The sequence below is a fragment of the Nocardioides sp. WG-D5 genome (genome assembly GCF_054031175.1).
This window is the reverse complement of record NZ_CM132928.1, coordinates 1,298,960-1,314,603: the sequence shown is the minus strand read 5'-3', so window position 1 is coordinate 1,314,603 and position 15,644 is coordinate 1,298,960. Positions and strand designations below refer to the sequence as shown.

The following is a 15,644-nucleotide window of genomic DNA, read 5'->3' as shown; positions in this document are numbered from 1 at the left end:
GGGTTTGAGCATGGCACGCACCGCCTCCGCCCCGAGCCCCACCGGAAACCTGTCGGCCGCCGACGTCCTCGGCCGGGTGACGCTGGTGACGGGCAAGGAGGAGTTCCTGGGGGAGCGCACGGTCGCGGCGGCGAAGGCCGCGGTGAAGGAGTATGACGCCGAGGCGGAGATCTCCGAGGCGACCGCCGCCGATCTGACCCTGGCCACGCTCGGCGAGCTGAGCGCTCCGTCGCTCTTCTCGAGCATCCGCTGCGTCGTGGTGCGCAACCTGGAGAACCTGCCCGACGAGTCCGTGGCAGGCCTGGTGGACTACGCCGGGATGCCCTCGGAGGAGGTCGCGCTCATCCTGGTCCACGGAGGAGGACAGAAGGGCAGCGGCACGCTCGCGAAGCTCCGCAAGCTCCCGAAGGTCACCGAGCACAAGTCGGTCGAGCTGAAGGCGCGTGAGTTCGGCAGCTTCGTCAAGGCCGAGATGCGGCTCCACGGAGCGAGCCTCGACGAGGAGGGCGCCGACTTCCTGATCCAGGCGGTCGGCCAGGATCTCCGTGCCCTGGCGGCCGCGGCGAGCCAGCTCGCCGGCGACAACGAGGCGAAGCGACTCGGCCTGGAGCACGTGAAGCAATACTTCGGCGGCAGGGCCGAGGTGAAGAACTATGTGATCGCCGACGCGATCATCTCCGGCGACCGGGTCAAGGCGCTCGAGGAGATCCGCTGGGCTCTCGACACCGGTTCCTCGCCGGTCTACGTCCTCTCCGCCGTGGCCGGCCAGCTCCGCACCGTCGCCAACCACGTCGCCGGCATCCGCGACAGTGGCACCCCGCCCTGGAAGCAGAAGTCCATCGCCGCTCTCGCCCGTGGCTGGTCGCGGGAAGCCATCGGCGAGGCCCTCCGCTCGGTCGCCCGCGCCGACGCCGACCTCAAGGGCGCCGCCAGCGACCCTGCGTACACGCTCGAGCGTCTCGTCCTCACCATCGCCGCCCTCCGCCAGCGCTGATCACAAGCACGCCGAGACCGTAGTTCTGGCGGCCGAAACCGCACTTGTGGTGGCCGAAACTCGAGTTTCGGCCACCACAACTGCAATCTCGGCCGCCACGACTGCCCATTCGGCCGACAGAACTGACGTCTCGGCAAATGCGAAAGCCCCCGTCACACAGGACGGGGGCTTCGGTGCGGCTTACCTCAGAGGGAGGCAGCCTTCTTGGCGATCGCCGACTTGCGGTTGGCGGCCTGGTTCTTGTGGATGACGCCCTTGGAGACGGCCTTGTCGAGCTTCTTGGTGGCAACCTTGGCGTTCTCGACCGCAGCGTCCTTCTCGCCGGCCTCGGCGGCGGCGTGGAACTTGCGGATGACGGTCTTGAGCTCGCTCTTGACGGCCTTGTTGCGCTCGTGCGCCTTCTCGTTCTGCTTGTTGCGCTTGATCTGCGACTTGATGTTCGCCATGGGTAAGTGATCTCCAGTGCTTCGACGTGTGGTGGTGCGAGCTCTCAATCCGGCCCCTCGGGGAAAGTGAGAGGGGAGAGGCCTACGCGAACACGCTTACGGTCAAGATTACAGACACGCGTCGTGTGGCCTCAAATCGCCGTACCCTCAGTAGCTACTCGGGGGTAGGATGTGGTGATCTCGGTCACGAGATTTCCGGGCGGGACCCCTGTTGCGACGCGACTCGAGCGTCTAAGGTCCCCCGCGCGGCGCCTCTCGTGCACACCGCCCATTGCCACCCCCACGCAAATACTGCAGGCCAGGAGAATCATGCCGACCCAGTCCGCGATCGATCTTGCATTTCTCGACGAGATGCCGGCGAACTTCGCCCTTCATTTCCTCAACCGTGTCAAGGCGACCCCTGACGCGGAGGCGTTCCGCTACCCGGTGGTCGGCTCGACGACCGAGGCAGGCGGGGAAGAGTGGAAGTCGCTGACCTGGAAGGAGGCCAGCGACCAGGCCAGCCGCCTCGCCGCCGGCCTGGTGTCGCTCGGTCTCGAGCTCGAGCAGCGGGTCGGCATCGCCTCGACCACGCGCTACGAGTGGATCATCGCCGACCTCGCGGTGATGCTCGCCGGCGGCGCCACCACGACGGTCTACCCGACGACCAACGTCGATGACACCGCCTACATCCTCGGCGACGCCGAGTGCCGCTTCGTCTTCGCCGAGGACGACACCCAGCTCGCCAAGATCGCCGAGAGGGCCGCCGACCTCCCCGAGATCGTCAAGGTCATCACCTTCGACGGCGCGACCGACGGCGACCGGGTCATCGGCCTGGACGACCTGGCGGCGATCGGCGACAAGTACCTCGCCGAGCACCCGGACCTGATCGAGGAGACCGCTGCCAAGATCACCCCGGACCACCTGGCCACCCTGGTCTACACCTCCGGCACCACCGGCCGGCCGAAGGGCGTGCGCCTGCTCCACCGCGCCTGGGTCTACGAGGGCGAGGCCATCCGGGTCCAGGGCGACGTCCTCGGTCCCGACGACCTGCAGTTCCTGTGGCTGCCGATGTCGCACGTCTTCGGCAAGGTGCTGCTCTCGATCCAGATCGCCTGCGGCTTCCCGACCGCGATCGACGGCCGGATGGACAAGATCGTCGACAACCTGGCGATCGTGAAGCCGACCTTCATGGGTGCCGCCCCGCGCATCTTCGAGAAGGTCCACGCCAGGATCATGATGATGGTCGAGAACGACGGTGGCGTGAAGAAGAAGCTCTTCGACGCTGCCTTCGCCAACGGCATCGCCCGCGACCGGCTGCTGCGCGAGGGCAAGTCCGTGCCGACCGGCATGGCCCTCAAGCACGCCGTGCTCGACAAGCTCGTGCTCAGCAAGGTCCGTGACCGCTTCGGTGGCCGCGTACGTTTCTTCATCTCCGGCTCCGCCCCGCTCAACCGCGACATCGCCGAGTGGTTCCGGGCCGCCGGGATCCTCATCATGGAGGGCTACGGCTCGACGGAGAACGCCGCGGGCGCGTCCGTCGGCACCCTGGAGGAGAACAAGCTCGGCACGGTCGGCAAGGCCTTCCCGGGCAGCGAGGTGAAGATCGGCGAGAACGACGAGCTGCTCATCCGCGGCCCGCACGTGATGCCCGGCTACCACAACCTCCCCGAGGAGACCGCCAAGGCGCTCGACGCCGAGGGCTGGTACCACACCGGTGACAAGGCCTCGATCGACGAGGAGGGCTACATCACCATCACCGGCCGGATCAAGGAGCTGTTCAAGACCTCGGGCGGAAAGTACGTCGCGCCGCCGGCGATCGAGTCGAAGTTCGCCGCGCTGTGCCCCTACACCAGCCAGTTCCTCGTCTTCGGTGCCAACCGCAACTTCGTCAGCGCGCTGATCGCCCTCGACCCCGAGTCGATCACCGCCTGGGGCGCCGCCAACGGCCTGGAGGGGAAGTCCTACGAGGAGATCGTCACCTCGCCGCAGGTTCGTGAGCTGATCGGCGGCTACGTCGACGAGCTCAATGCCAGCCTCAACCGCTGGGAGACCATCAAGAAGTGGGAGATCCTCGAGCACGACCTGACCGTCGAGCGCGGTGAGCTCACCCCGTCGCTCAAGGTGAAGCGCAACGTCGTCGAGGAGCGGGAGAAGGAGCGCATCGACGCGTTCTACGCCGGCTCCTGATCCCACGCCCGACGCTCCGCCAGCCAGTCCAGACACACCTCGCCCTGCCACCGCTGCATCCTGCGGAGGTGGGGCGAGGTCGTCTTCACGGGCTGGTCGGCGGCGGCGAGGAAGTAGCCGGCGAAGAGCGCGAGGACCGAGTCGATGGCCGCCGGGTCTGCCTTGGACAGCAAGGGATGCGCGGCCAGGAACGCCTCGGCGTCGAGACCGTCGCCGCGCGGACCGATCAGCAGCAGGAGCGAGTCGATCCAGTCGGCGCCGAGCACCGGCCAGGTCCACTCGACCAGCAGCACGCCACCGTCGGGCCGGATGAGGATGGTGTCGTCGCGTACGTCCAGGTGCACCAGCGTCTCGCCGGCGGTGTGCTCCGCGAAGCCGCCCGCGAGCGCGGCCGCCCGGTCGGCATGCGGGTAGTCGGCGACCCGGTCCCACAACGCAGGGTACGAGGCGTGCTCCTCGGCGAAGGTCGGCCAGCCGATGCCCGGGGCCGGGGTGAGTGCGGCGGCGGTCTCGACCAGCGCCCGCGACACGACCTCCAGGTCCGAGGACGTCCACGGCCGCGACGGCAGCCGCGACTCGACGTACTCGAAGGCCAGGACCACCCACTCGCCGTCGTCGAACCACTTCAGCTTCGGGCTGGGGATCCAGCCGGCGAGCTTCTTCAGCTTCGCCGCCTCCTCACGGTGGAGTGCCGCGGAGTCGCGCTGCGCCTTGGCGGAGGCGGCCTTCACGAAGTGCTGGGAGCCGTCCTGGCAGGTCAGCACCGAGGCGAACCCCGGCGTGAAGCCGGCTCCGTGCGACTGCGCGGAGACCACCGGGCCACCGCCGAGCCGCTTCTCGATCGAGGCCCGCAGGAACGGGGGCAGGTGGGGCCACTCCAGGCGGCGGGCGGTCTGTCCGTGCGGGATGTTCGTCGGGATCGCGCTCACCCCGACATCCTTGTGTACGCCGACCAGGATGCGCCAGCGGAGGTGTCGACGAGCTCGACCACCGGTTTTCAGGGCATCGGCGGCTGGTCGAACGTTCCCGCGGGCTTTCCGGTGGCGACGTCCCAGGCGGCGAGGCCCTCGCGGGCCGACGCGGTGTAGAGGGTCTTGCCATCGGCGCTGAAGATCACCTTCGAGGTCATCGCCGGTGCCTGTGCGATCTCGCGGGACCCGCCGGAGCCGCCCAGCGCGGCGGGTGCCCACAGCATCAGCCGGACGTTGCCGGGGTCGGCGGTGACGGCCAGCGACCGGGAGTCCGGCGAGAAGGCGACCGCCGTGGCCGGCTGGCCGGGCAGCGTCTCGACGGCCTCGAACGTCTCGGCGTCCCAGACCGTCGGGTACCCCTCGGAGGTGACACCGGAGATCCAGCGGCCGTCGGGACTCCAGACCGGATCGGCGCCGCGCGCGGCCGCGAGGGTGTCCACCTCGTCGCCCGACTCGGCCTCAAGGATCGCCACGCCGTCGCCGGACGCGACCGCCAGCTGCGTGCCGTCCGGGCTGAACGAGATCGACCCGATGCCGTTGCCGAGGTCGGCGCTCGCCACCTCGTCACCGTCCTCGACCGACCAGACGATCAGGTCGCCCTCGAGCCCGGCACCGGCCACGAGCTCACCGTCGGGGCTGAACGCGATCTCGCCGACCGGGCTCGCATCGGTGACCTTCGGGTTCGGCAGGCCCTCGAGCCGCTGGACCTCGTCGTCGCTGTCCACCTCGACCAGCGCGATGTCCGAACAGCCGACCTTCCGCGCGACCAGCGTGAGGTCCGGGCTGATGGCGCCGTAGCCCGTCTCGGAGATCGGCTCGTACGCACCGCCGCCGGCGTTCCAGCGACAGGTGCCGTCGGTGCAGCTGGCGACGACGTACTTCCCGTCGGCACCGGCGGTCAGCGAGCCGGCGACCAGCCGCGAGGGCGCCACCGCGGCGGCCAGGCTGATCGAGCCGCCGGCCGTCCCCAGCGCCGAGATGTCGCAGCCGTCCCGGTCGGGGTCGCCGGCGCACCCGGCCAGGAGCGCGGCGGCGAGTACGCCGATGAGCGGGACACTGAGGGCGTACGTTCGGGGTTTCATCGGTCCTTCGCGAAGATATGGGGCGAGCGTCTGTCAGGCGATCGAGGTCACGTCGAAGTGGGCGACGGTGCCGTCGGTGCAGGTGAGGCGGTCGAGTCGACGGCCGCCGGTCTCGACGAGGTCCTGGCGGTCCCGGACCTTGTGGAGTGCTCGGAGCATGTCGTACTCGTCGTTGATACGCAGCACCGACCAGGGATGTTGCTCGCTGCCGTCGCCGGTGGAGCGGATGCTGCGCAGCGCAGCCCGGGCGACCTGCCGCTCCCGCGCCGCGGCCCGCTCCTCGCCGGATCCCGCCAGCGCGGTCGCCATCCGCAGATGGGCCGAGGGGCTGAAGATCGCCCCCGGCATGACCCGCTGCAGCGCGGTCACGGCCTCGGCGTAGGCACGGTCGGCGAGCAGCCGGTCGACCTCGCCGAGGTCGAGGTCGGCGGTGAAGCTCGCGGAGCCACGGACCGCGCGCCGAAGCGGCCCCAGGGTCTCGGGGCCGGGGTCGTCGAGGTAGGCGGTGACCAGGTCGGCGTACGTCGTCATCGCGACTCCTCCAGGATCCGGTTGAACTCCTCCTCGGTGAGGTTGTTCAGGTAGTCGCGGCCGGAGTTGCGGGCGTCGACCTCGACCGGCTGGTTGTAGTACTCGTCGAAGGTGGCACCGTTGTCGGTGCTCTTGTAGTCGTCGAAGTTGTCCTCCCACTCCTCGGCCTGCTGCTCGGTGATGCCGTCGGCCTTGTGCTCGTCGAAGGGGTCGTCCTCCCACCAGAACTGCCAGTCGTTCATGTCGTCGATGGCCTCGTGCTGCCGGCCGTGACGGACCTCGTGGGCCACGGTGTTGATCAGCTGGCCGGGGTCGTCGAGCACGTTGGGATTGAGCGCCATCGTGGGCTCTTCGTCGTTCCAGTAGCCGTAGGTGATGCTGCCGTCGTCCCAGGTGTCGTTGCCCAGGTCGTCCCAGTCGATGGTGGGCATGTCGACGCCGCTCTCCGCGGCGATCTTCTTGACCATCTCCTCGAGCACGGCCTTGCGCTCCTCGACGGTGAGCGTCTCCCACTTCTCCGCGATGGCCGGGTCGATGTTGCCGTACTCGTCGCCCTGCTCGTCGATGCCGGTCGGCAGGCCGCGGGCGAGGATCGCGTCGACGCCGACGGCCTTGGCCAGCGCCTTCTCGATCTCGTCGGCGAGCTCCTCGGCGATGTTCTGGCGGCTGTTGCCCCACTCCTCGGCCTCGAAACGGCTCTTGAACTGCGGCGGGGTGGCGGTGCTGGTCACCGAACCGTCGTCGCCGACCGTGAACTCGTTCGTCTTGGCCCGGTCGAGGATGCCCTGGACCAGACGTTCGATCACCTCGACCTCGGCCTCGGCGGTGTAGAGGGCCTTCTGCATCTGCTGCTTGCCGGTGATGTGGCTGCTGAGATCCTTGACGAGGCTGTCGCGGTGGCCACGGGCCGCGTCGGCGGCGGCGCCGGTCCAGGACTTGGCCACGCCGTTGGCTTCGAGCTCGTCGCGGCTGCTCTCCAGCAGGCGGAGGTCGGCCTTGAGCCCGTCGCCCGCGTCGCCGAGCGGCGCCGCCTTCCAGGTCTTGAGCTGGCCGAACGTGATCGCCATCAGACGAGCGCGGTCGCGTCGAAGTGGGCGACGGTGCCGTCGGTGCAGGTGTGGCGGTCGATCCGGCGCCCGCCGGCCTCGAGGAGATCCTGTCGGCCGGGCACCTTGTCGAGGGCGCGGAGCAGGTCGTACTCGTCGTTGATCCGGAGCACCGTCCAGGGGTGCTCCGCGCTGCCGTCGCCGGTCGCCCGGATGCTCCGCAGGGCGGCGCTGGCCACCTGGCGCTCGCGGGCGGCCGAGCGCCCCTCACCGGAGCGCTCCAGCGCCGTCGCCAGGCGCAGGTGGGCCGACGGGCTGAAGATCGCACCGGGCATGAGCGCCCGCAGCGCGGTCGCGGCCTCGGCGTAGGCGCCGTCGGCGAGCAGCTTGTCGATCGGGGCCAGGTCGAGATCGACGGTGAAGTTGGCGGAGTTGCGCACCGCACGGCGCAGCGGCGCCAGCGTCTCGGGGCCGGGGGCGTCGAGGTAGGCGGTGACCAGGTCGGCGTACGTCGTCATTTCGACTCCTTCAGGAGACGGTCGAGCTCAGCGGGCGTCAGGTTGTCGAGATATTCGCGGCCGGACTTGCGCGCATCGGCCTCGACGGGCTGGTTGTAGTAGGCGTCGAAGTCCTGGTCGGAGGGCTTGTAGTCGTCGAAGTTGTCCTCCCACTCCTCGGCTTGCTCCTCGGTGATGCCGTCCTCTTCATGCATGTCGAAGGGGTCGTCCTCCCACCAGAACTGGAAGTCGTTGTTGTCCCTGATCGCCTCGTGCTGGCGCGCGTGGCGCAGCTCGTGAGCCACGGTGTGCAGGATGTCGGGGTTGTCGAGGTTGTTCGGGTTGAGCCGTACGGTGCGCTCGCCCTCGCTCCAAGAGCCGTTGGTGCTGCCGAGCGAGCCGTCCCAGATGATGTCGTCGACCTCGAGGCCGTACTCATCGGCCAGCTCCTTGATCTTCTGGTCGATGATCGCCCGCTTCTCGTCATCGGTGAGCTGGGCCCACCGCTCGGCGGTCGCGGGGGAAGCCATCCCGCGCTGGTCGCGGGTCTGGTCGAGACCCTGGTCGGTGCCGGTCGGGATGCCGTCGGTGAGGAGCTGGTCCACGCCGGCCGCCTTGGCGAGGGCGTCGGTGATGTCGTCGGCGAGCTCCTGGGCGATGTTCTGGCGGCTGTTGCCCCATTCCTCGGCCTCGAAACGGCTCTTGAACTGCGGCGGGGTGGCGGTGCTGGTCACCGAGCCGTCGTCGCCGACGGTGAACTCGTTGGTCTTGGCCCGGTCCAGGATCCCCTGCACCAGACGCTCGATGGCCTCGACCTCGGGCTCGGCGGCGTAGAGCGCCTTCTGCATCTGCTGCTTGCCGGTGATGTGGCTGCTCAGCTGGGCCACCAGGGCGTCGCGGTGGCCACGGGCCGCGTCGGCGGCGGCGCCGGTCCAGGACTTGGCCACGCCGTTGGCCTCGAGCTCGTCGCGGCTGGTCTCCAGCTTGCGGAGGTCGACCTTGAGCCCGTCACCGGCATCGCCCAGGGGCGCCGCCTTCCAGGTCTTGACCTGGCCGAAGGTGATCGCCATCAGTTGGGGCCCATGACCTTTCCGCCCTTCTCGCGGGCGGCCTTGTCGGCTGCCTCGAACTCGTCGAGCGCCTTCTGGGTCTCCGCGGCGAGCTTCTGGGAGCTGTCGGCCGCAGCCTTGGTCTCGTCGGTCCAGCGGGTGCCGAGCTCGGACATGTAGCCGACCGACTCCGCCCCCGGGACCGCCGCGCCCGCCTTGCTCAGATAGCCGGCGGAATCGGCTTTGCGTACGTTGCTCTCGGCATCTGTGGCGACCGTGATGGATGCCTTCATGTCCTTGGGGACGACATGAATTTCGGTCATGGGTCTGCTGGTCCTCCTGGGCCCGAACGGGAGACGACTAGGGCGTGTCTTCACAACAGACACGCCCTAGCCCGGAGACCCTAACGGAAACTCGGGTCCAGCGTCTTCGTAAAAAGAGCCCCGCCGTCGATGTCGCGGAGGGTGACGGTGAGCTGCTGCGTACGTCCGTCGATCTCGACCTCACCGAAGAACTGGAAGCCGTCGGCGGGTGAGGTGTTCGCGGCCGGGGGAGCGGCCACGAACTCGGCGGTCGGGCCGAAGGTGGCGTCGAGCTTGTTCGGGCCGAAGGCGCCGGCGTTGAGCGGACCGGAGACGAACTCCCAGAACGGGTCGAAGTCCTGGTAGGCCGCGCGGTCGGGGTGGTAGGAGTGCGCGGCCGTGTAGTGGACGTCGGCGGTCAGCCAGACGTGGTTGCGGATGCCGAGGCGCTTGAGCCCGGTGAGCACCTTGGCGATGTCGAGCTCGCGGCCCAGCGGGGCGCCGCCGTCGCCCTGGGAGATGCCCTCCTGCAGCGGGCCGTCGGGGACGACCAGCCCGATCGGCAGGTCGGCGGCGATGACCTTCCAGGTGGCGCGGGAGGCGGCCAGTTCGCGCAGCAGCCACGCGGTCTGGCGCTCGCCGAGAACGCCACCGTCGGCGGTCGGCTCCGCGTTGGTCGTGTTGGCGTCCTTGTGGGTGCGCATGTCGAGGACGAAGAGGTCCATCAGCGGGCCGTAGGAGAGCTTGCGGTAGATCCGGCCGTCCGGGTCGGGGGAGGCGGTGCCGACCGGGATGTACTCGTGGAAGGCCTGCTTCGCGCGGGCGGCCAGGACGTCCACGCGGCGCTCGGTGTAGCGACCGTCGTCGGGCAGGATCTCGCCCGGGTACCAGTTGTTGGTGACCTCGTGGTCGTCCCACTGCGCCACGATCGGCGTCTGGGCGAGGAAGGCACGCCAGTTGTCGGCGAGCAGGTTGTAGGCGTACTGACCGCGGAACTCGGTCAGCGTCTCGGCGACCTTGTGCTTCTCCTCGGTGACGATGTTGTTCCAGACCCGCCCGTCGGGGAGGGTCACGGTCGCGGTGACCGGGCCGTCGGCGTAGACGTTGTCACCCGAGCTCAGGAAGAAGTCGGCCTCGCGCGCCGCCATCGCGGGCGCGATCCGGAAGCCGCCGAAGTCGGGGTTGGCACCCCAGCCCTGGCCGGCGATGTCGCCGGACCACAGGAACCGGATGTCCTGGCGCCTGCTCGGTGCCGTACGCAGCCGGCCGATCTCCCAGGCGCTGCCACGGCGCGGGTCGTCGGGGTCGACGGCACGGACCCGGTAGAAGTAGTCCCGCCCCGCCTCGAGGCCGTCGACCTTCAGCTCGCCGGTGAAGTCGCTGCGTCCCGTCACCACGGGGCCGCCGACCGGGCGCGCCCGGCGGAACGACTCGTCCGTCGAGATCTCCGCGACCAGACGCGAGGTCGTGTCCGCGCGGCTCCACAGCACCCCGCCCCGGGCGCCGACGTCGCCCGACTGGACGCCGTGGGTGAGGGTCGGGCGGTTGCCGCGGATGAAGGCGGGAGCAGAGGTGGGGACCGCGCGGGCGGCGTGAGCGGTTGCAGCGGTCGTGGGGATGACGAGTCCGGCACCGGCGGCGGCACCGAAGCCGAGGACGGAGCGGCGGTTGAGTGGGGTCATGAGCCAAACCTGCCGATTCCGGCAGAACTACCGGTGAGTTCCGCGGGTCGTGCCGGTGAACACGTGAGCGACGTGACCCGCTGGGATCCGGCTGGCAGTATCTGCGGTGATGTGGGCAAGAAAGAAGACGTACGCCGCTGCGCTGCTGCTCCTGGTGGCGCCGGCGTTGTTCGGCTGCGCCGCCGAGCCGCCTGCCGAGGCCGAGTCGGCTTCGCCGTCGGTCCCCGCGGCGCCCGAGTCGGAGACGCGGTCCAGCCCGGCGCCGCGTGCGCTGGAGTCCCTCGACATCCCGTCCGTCGCACCCGCTCAGGACCGCGGGATCGTCGAGGGCGGTGACCTGAGCTGGCCGCAGTGTCCCGAAGGGATGGGCATCAAGGAGCGCCGTACGCTGGGGCTGCCGATGCCGCTCGACTCGGCGGAGTACGTGATCATCGGGCTCACCAACGGCCCGGCGTTCACCCCCAACCCGTGCCTGGCCTCGCAGGTCGAGTGGGCCAGGACGAACAAGGTGATGACCTCCGCGTACGCGGTCGTCTCCTATCCCGAGGCCGCCACGCTCCGCGAGTACGGCGAGGACGGCCCCGGCGACCCGGAGACGAAGATCGGCCGGCTGACCAACGTCGGCTATCAGCAGGCTCGGTGGAACCTCGAGCAGATGGAGCGCGCCGGGCTGGAGTCACCCTCGGTGTGGCTCGACGTCGAGCCGGTCCCCGACTGGGAGTGGTCCGACGACGTCGCGGCCAACCAGGCGGTGGTCCAGGGCGCCGTGGCCGGCTACCAGGACGCCGGGATACGGGTCGGGGTCTACTCGATCGAGGGGCTGTGGACACCGATCGTCGGCGACCTGCAGCTGCAGCTGCCCGAGTGGCGCCCGGCGGGCGAGACGTCGCGGGCCGCGGCGCTGGAGCGCTGCGACGGCGACTGGATGTTCCAGGGCGGTGCCGCGGTGATCGTGCAGTGGCTCGAGGCCGGCCGCGACCGCAACGTGACCTGCCCGGGCGAGTCGGTGCAGCTGCCGCTTTGGTTCCATCAGTACTGAGCGTGGGAGGATGGCCCCCATCATGAGTGCTGCCCCGAAGCCCGGCTCCACGCCCCCGGCGATCATCCGCAACTTCTGCATCATCGCCCACATCGACCACGGCAAGTCGACGTTGGCCGACCGGATGCTGCAGCTGACCGGTGTGGTCGACGAGCGCGCCGCGCGGGCGCAGTATCTCGACCGCATGGACATCGAGCGCGAGCGCGGGATCACGATCAAGTCCCAGGCCGTGCGGATGCCGTGGACGGTCACCGAGGGTGAGAACGAGGGCGAGACGTTCGTCCTCAACATGATCGACACCCCCGGCCACGTCGACTTCACCTACGAGGTCTCCCGGTCCCTGCAGGCCTGCGAGGCGGCGATCCTGCTCGTCGACGCGGCCCAGGGCATCGAGGCGCAGACCCTGGCCAACCTCTACCTGGCGATGGGTGCAGACCTGCACATCATCCCGGTGCTCAACAAGATCGACCTGCCCTCGGCGAATGTCGAGAAGTACGCGTTGGAGCTGGCCAACCTGGTCGGTTGCGAGCCCGAGGACGTGCTCCAGGTCTCGGCCAAGACCGGGGTCGGTGTCGAGGACCTCCTCAACCACATCGTCTCCGAGACCCCGCCGCCGGTGGGCGACCCGGACGCGCCCGCGCGGGCACTGATCTTCGACTCGGTCTACGACACCTACCGCGGCGTCGTGACGTACGTCCGGGTCTTCGACGGCTCGCTGAAGCACCGCGACAAGATCAAGATGATGTCGACCGGTGCCGTCCACGAGATGCTCGAGCTCGGGGTCATCTCCCCGGAGCCGGTCAAGGCCGACCACATCGGCGTGGGCGAGACGGGCTACCTGATCACCGGCGTGAAGGACGTACGCCAGTCGCGGGTCGGTGACACCGTCACCAACAACGGGAAGCCCGCCGAGGAGATGCTCGGTGGCTACTCCCACCCCAACCCGATGGTCTTCGCCGGGCTCTACCCGATCGACGGCGACCAGTACCCCGACCTGCGCGAGGCGCTCGACAAGCTGCAGCTCAACGATGCTGCGCTGACGTACGAGCCGGAGACCTCCGGCGCCCTCGGCTTCGGCTTCCGCTGCGGCTTCCTCGGCCTGCTCCACATGGAGATCACCCGCGACCGGCTCGAGCGCGAGTTCAACCTCGACCTGATCTCCACCGCGCCCAACGTGGTCTACGACGTGGTCATGGAGGACGGCACCGAGCACATCGTGACCAACCCCTCGGAGTTCCCCGAGGGCAAGATCAACGAGGTCCGCGAGCCGGTCGTCAACGCCACCATCCTGGCGCCGTCCGACTACATCGGCACGATCATGGAGCTGTGCCAGAACAAGCGCGGCACCCTGCAGGGGATGGACTACCTCTCCGAGGACCGCGTCGAGATGCGCTACGTCCTGCCGATGGGCGAGATCGCCTTCGACTTCTTCGACCAGCTCAAGTCGAAGACCAAGGGGTACGCCTCGCTCAACTACGAGTTCTCCGGCGACCAGGCCGCCGATCTGGTCAAGGTCGACATCCTGCTCCAGGGCGAGCCCGTCGATGCCTTCTCCGCCATCGTCCACCGCGACGCCGCCTACAACTACGGCGTCATGATGGCCGGCAAGCTCAAGGAGCTCATCCCTCGGCAGCAGTTCGAGGTGCCCATCCAGGCCGCCATCGGCGCCCGCGTCATCGCCCGTGAGAACATCCGCGCCATCCGCAAGGACGTCCTCGCCAAGTGCTACGGCGGCGACATCTCGCGCAAGCGCAAGCTGCTCGAGAAGCAGAAGGAGGGCAAGAAGCGGATGAAGATGGTCGGCCGCGTCGAGGTCCCTCAGGAAGCCTTCGTCGCTGCGCTCTCCACCACTCAGGCCTCGACCGACAAGAAGTAGCTGCCCCGCCGGTCGAGCCGCCGGGCCCGCGACGTCCTACCCTCGATGGAGGACAACCTTTCCCGGGGTCGAGGTGGTCGTCCTTGATAGGGGCGCCTCGTCGGGGGCGACGAGCGGGGAGGGGACGTGGATGCGACCCAGGTCTCGGGGAAGTGGAGCGGAGCGGGAGCTGCGCGGGAGTTCGACGACTTCGTCGAGGCCTGCTCCACGCGGCTGCTGCGGACCGCCTACTTGCTGACTCACGACCGGGGGCGCGCGGAGGACCTTCTGCAGACGGCGCTGGTGAAGGCGTGGCTGTCCTGGTCGCGGATCGACGGCGATCCGGCGGCGTACGTGAGCAAGATCCTCGTCAACACCTACGCCACCTGGTGGCGCCGCAGGTGGAACGATGAGCGGCCGACCTCTGAGCTGCCGGAGGCCGAGTACGACGAGGACCGCGCGGCGACTCACGACCTGTGGGCGGCGTTGGGCAGGTTGCCGAGAAGACAGCGGGCGGTGATCGTGCTGCGGTACGTCGAGGACCTCAGCGAAGCGGAGACGGCTCGGTTGCTCGGCTGCTCGATCGGCACCGTGAAGAGCCAGCGGGTGAAGGCACTGGCCAAGCTGCGCCTCGACGACGCACTGGTCCAGGAGACGCACGGGGAGGCGGCGCGATGAGCATCCAGCAGCTTCAGGACACGTTGCGCGCGCACGCCGACGCCATCGAGGACACCGGGGTCGTCGGCCGGGGTGCGGCGGTCCGGCGACGGGCGGCCAGGATCCGGGTTCGTCGTGCACTGGTCGTGGCGGCGGTGGTGGCGATCGTCCTGCCCGCAGCCGGGTTGGCCGCTCTGGGAGTGAACCCGTTCGACCGCACCGCACCGGTCGTGACTCCGCCCGGCCCGACGAGCGACCTGTTCGTCGAGTCGTTCGCCGGCCGGACCCTGATCGACGCCGAGGTCGCCACCGGACGAAGCGAGATGGTGTTCACCGCCGAGGCCTCCCGCAACACCGAGTGGCGGGCCGTCTGTGAGGGCGTGGGCAGCAGATACACCCTGCGCGTCGCGATGGACGACGGAGAGCCGGGAGAGCTGCCGTGCGACGTGCCACTCCTCTCGGGTCGCTGGATCGCCTACCAGTTCGGACCGGAACACCCGGTCAAGGGCGAGCACACCCTCCGACTCTGGTTGACCAGCACGTCCGGACGCGAGAAGGCACCACCCGTGGACGGGCAGATCGGAGCCGCGGTCTACCGGCTGCCCGCACCCGCCGCCACGGTCGCCGGCCACCAGGTCCAGGCTCTCGAGATGGACGGCGGAAGCGAGTTCCGCCTGGTCAGGCGTGAGGAGTCCATGCCGGGCGCTCGAGTCCTCTCCTCGACGTACTCCTCCCGGACCCGCCCTGTCGAGGTGGGCTGGTACACCTCGGGATCGGGCACCCAGGAGGTGCAGGTCTACGTCGACGGCCGGCCCGAGACCGGGCTGACCCTCGGCAACGGCGGGCCGGGGCTTGTCCTGACGCCCGGTGAGGCGCACACCGTGAGCCTGCGGATCGTGGGGGACGTGCCGCCGGACGCTCTCCTCGGGCTCGTCTGGCGCGAAGAGGTCCGATGATGAGGCGGCGTGGTTGGGTGTGGTGGTACGGCCTGTTCCTCGGCTGCCTGCTGCTCGCGGCGGGCGCGGCGGAGACCGTTCGGGTCGTACGCAGCGGCGACGGCGGCCTGCTGTTCTGGTTCGGCACGCTCGTCGGCGGCGGAGTGTTGGTCCTGGCCGGCACGCTGCTGCTGCCGTCGTGTCCGAGGCCGGGCTTCGTGCTCACGACGCTCGGCTGTGCCGCAGCTCTGCTGCCGACCTCGTGGACGGTGGTCGTGCCCGTGATGCTCGTGGTGCTGGTCGTCGCGAGCGGCAGACGAGCCGCTCGCCCTCCAGGTCGCAGTGCGCAAGAACGGTCGGGTCCGCAGGGGATCGCCGGTGGTTGAGTG

At 69.4% G+C, this 15,644-nt stretch carries 16 protein-coding genes; 7 read left to right on the top strand and 9 right to left on the bottom strand.

Annotated features, from left to right (window positions below):
• The first annotated feature begins 10 nt into the window (after positions 1-10).
• On the top strand, positions 11-994 hold the full coding sequence (gene holA, locus ACWZJV_RS06465) for a DNA polymerase III subunit delta (protein ID WP_457180651.1): 984 nt from the start codon (positions 11-13) through the stop codon (positions 992-994).
• A gap of 185 nt (positions 995-1,179) precedes the next feature.
• On the opposite strand, the gene rpsT is transcribed toward holA, so the two are convergent.
• Complete coding sequence (rpsT, locus tag ACWZJV_RS06460; protein WP_008363690.1) at positions 1,180-1,440, bottom strand: 30S ribosomal protein S20; 261 nt, start codon at positions 1,438-1,440, stop codon at positions 1,180-1,182.
• A gap of 309 nt (positions 1,441-1,749) precedes the next feature.
• Between rpsT and ACWZJV_RS06455 the strand changes: the two genes are divergently transcribed.
• Positions 1,750-3,609, top strand: a complete 1,860-nt coding sequence (locus tag ACWZJV_RS06455; RefSeq protein ID WP_008363692.1) for an AMP-dependent synthetase/ligase — start codon at positions 1,750-1,752, stop codon at positions 3,607-3,609.
• Here the strand turns inward: ACWZJV_RS06455 and ACWZJV_RS06450 are convergent.
• The 8 genes from ACWZJV_RS06450 to ACWZJV_RS06415 all read right to left on the bottom strand — a co-directional run bounded on the left by ACWZJV_RS06450 (position 3,594) and on the right by ACWZJV_RS06415 (position 10,769).
• Positions 3,594-4,538: a hypothetical protein gene (locus ACWZJV_RS06450; protein WP_457180650.1), complete on the bottom strand. Its 945-nt coding sequence runs from the start codon at positions 4,536-4,538 to the stop codon at positions 3,594-3,596. The two genes, ACWZJV_RS06455 and ACWZJV_RS06450, sit on opposite strands and share 16 nt — an antisense overlap.
• A gap of 68 nt (positions 4,539-4,606) precedes the next feature.
• The gene (locus ACWZJV_RS06445; RefSeq protein ID WP_457180649.1) at positions 4,607-5,662 is read right to left on the bottom strand and encodes a WD40 repeat domain-containing protein; all 1,056 of its coding nucleotides are present in this window, start codon (positions 5,660-5,662) and stop codon (positions 4,607-4,609) included.
• Between the two features lie 33 nt (positions 5,663-5,695).
• Positions 5,696-6,193, bottom strand: a complete 498-nt coding sequence (locus ACWZJV_RS06440; protein ID WP_457180648.1) for a DUF4919 domain-containing protein — start codon at positions 6,191-6,193, stop codon at positions 5,696-5,698.
• Positions 6,190-7,260, bottom strand: coding sequence for a hypothetical protein (locus ACWZJV_RS06435; protein ID WP_457180647.1), 1,071 nt, complete (start codon positions 7,258-7,260; stop codon positions 6,190-6,192). Before ACWZJV_RS06435 ends, ACWZJV_RS06440 begins: the two co-directional genes overlap by 4 nt.
• Positions 7,260-7,757, bottom strand: coding sequence for a DUF4919 domain-containing protein (locus ACWZJV_RS06430; protein WP_008363704.1), 498 nt, complete (start codon positions 7,755-7,757; stop codon positions 7,260-7,262). The genes ACWZJV_RS06435 and ACWZJV_RS06430 overlap by 1 nt, the downstream gene beginning before the upstream one ends.
• A complete protein-coding gene (locus ACWZJV_RS06425; RefSeq protein WP_008363706.1) occupies positions 7,754-8,806 on the bottom strand; it encodes a M48 family metalloprotease in 1,053 nt (350 codons plus the stop codon). Before ACWZJV_RS06425 ends, ACWZJV_RS06430 begins: the two co-directional genes overlap by 4 nt.
• Positions 8,806-9,108: a hypothetical protein gene (locus ACWZJV_RS06420; RefSeq protein ID WP_196873308.1), complete on the bottom strand. Its 303-nt coding sequence runs from the start codon at positions 9,106-9,108 to the stop codon at positions 8,806-8,808. Before ACWZJV_RS06420 ends, ACWZJV_RS06425 begins: the two co-directional genes overlap by 1 nt.
• A gap of 80 nt (positions 9,109-9,188) precedes the next feature.
• The gene (locus tag ACWZJV_RS06415) at positions 9,189-10,769 is read right to left on the bottom strand and encodes an alkaline phosphatase D family protein (protein ID WP_457180646.1); all 1,581 of its coding nucleotides are present in this window, start codon (positions 10,767-10,769) and stop codon (positions 9,189-9,191) included.
• A 109-nt stretch (positions 10,770-10,878) separates the two neighbouring features.
• Between ACWZJV_RS06415 and ACWZJV_RS06410 the strand changes: the two genes are divergently transcribed.
• The 5 genes from ACWZJV_RS06410 to ACWZJV_RS06390 all read left to right on the top strand — a co-directional run bounded on the left by ACWZJV_RS06410 (position 10,879) and on the right by ACWZJV_RS06390 (position 15,641).
• On the top strand, positions 10,879-11,808 hold the full coding sequence (locus tag ACWZJV_RS06410; RefSeq protein ID WP_008363710.1) for a glycoside hydrolase family 25 domain-containing protein: 930 nt from the start codon (positions 10,879-10,881) through the stop codon (positions 11,806-11,808).
• A 22-nt stretch (positions 11,809-11,830) separates the two neighbouring features.
• Positions 11,831-13,684, top strand: a complete 1,854-nt coding sequence (gene lepA, locus ACWZJV_RS06405; RefSeq protein WP_196873311.1) for a translation elongation factor 4 — start codon at positions 11,831-11,833, stop codon at positions 13,682-13,684.
• 126 nt (positions 13,685-13,810) lie between these two features.
• Positions 13,811-14,341: a SigE family RNA polymerase sigma factor gene (locus tag ACWZJV_RS06400; RefSeq protein WP_457180645.1), complete on the top strand. Its 531-nt coding sequence runs from the start codon at positions 13,811-13,813 to the stop codon at positions 14,339-14,341.
• Positions 14,338-15,276 carry a hypothetical protein gene (locus ACWZJV_RS06395; protein WP_457180644.1) on the top strand — a complete coding sequence of 313 codons (939 nt, stop codon included), beginning with the start codon at positions 14,338-14,340 and terminating at the stop codon, positions 15,274-15,276. The genes ACWZJV_RS06400 and ACWZJV_RS06395 overlap by 4 nt, the downstream gene beginning before the upstream one ends.
• Positions 15,276-15,641, top strand: coding sequence for a hypothetical protein (locus tag ACWZJV_RS06390; protein WP_457180643.1), 366 nt, complete (start codon positions 15,276-15,278; stop codon positions 15,639-15,641). The genes ACWZJV_RS06395 and ACWZJV_RS06390 overlap by 1 nt, the downstream gene beginning before the upstream one ends.
• Positions 15,642-15,644 lie beyond the last annotated feature (3 nt).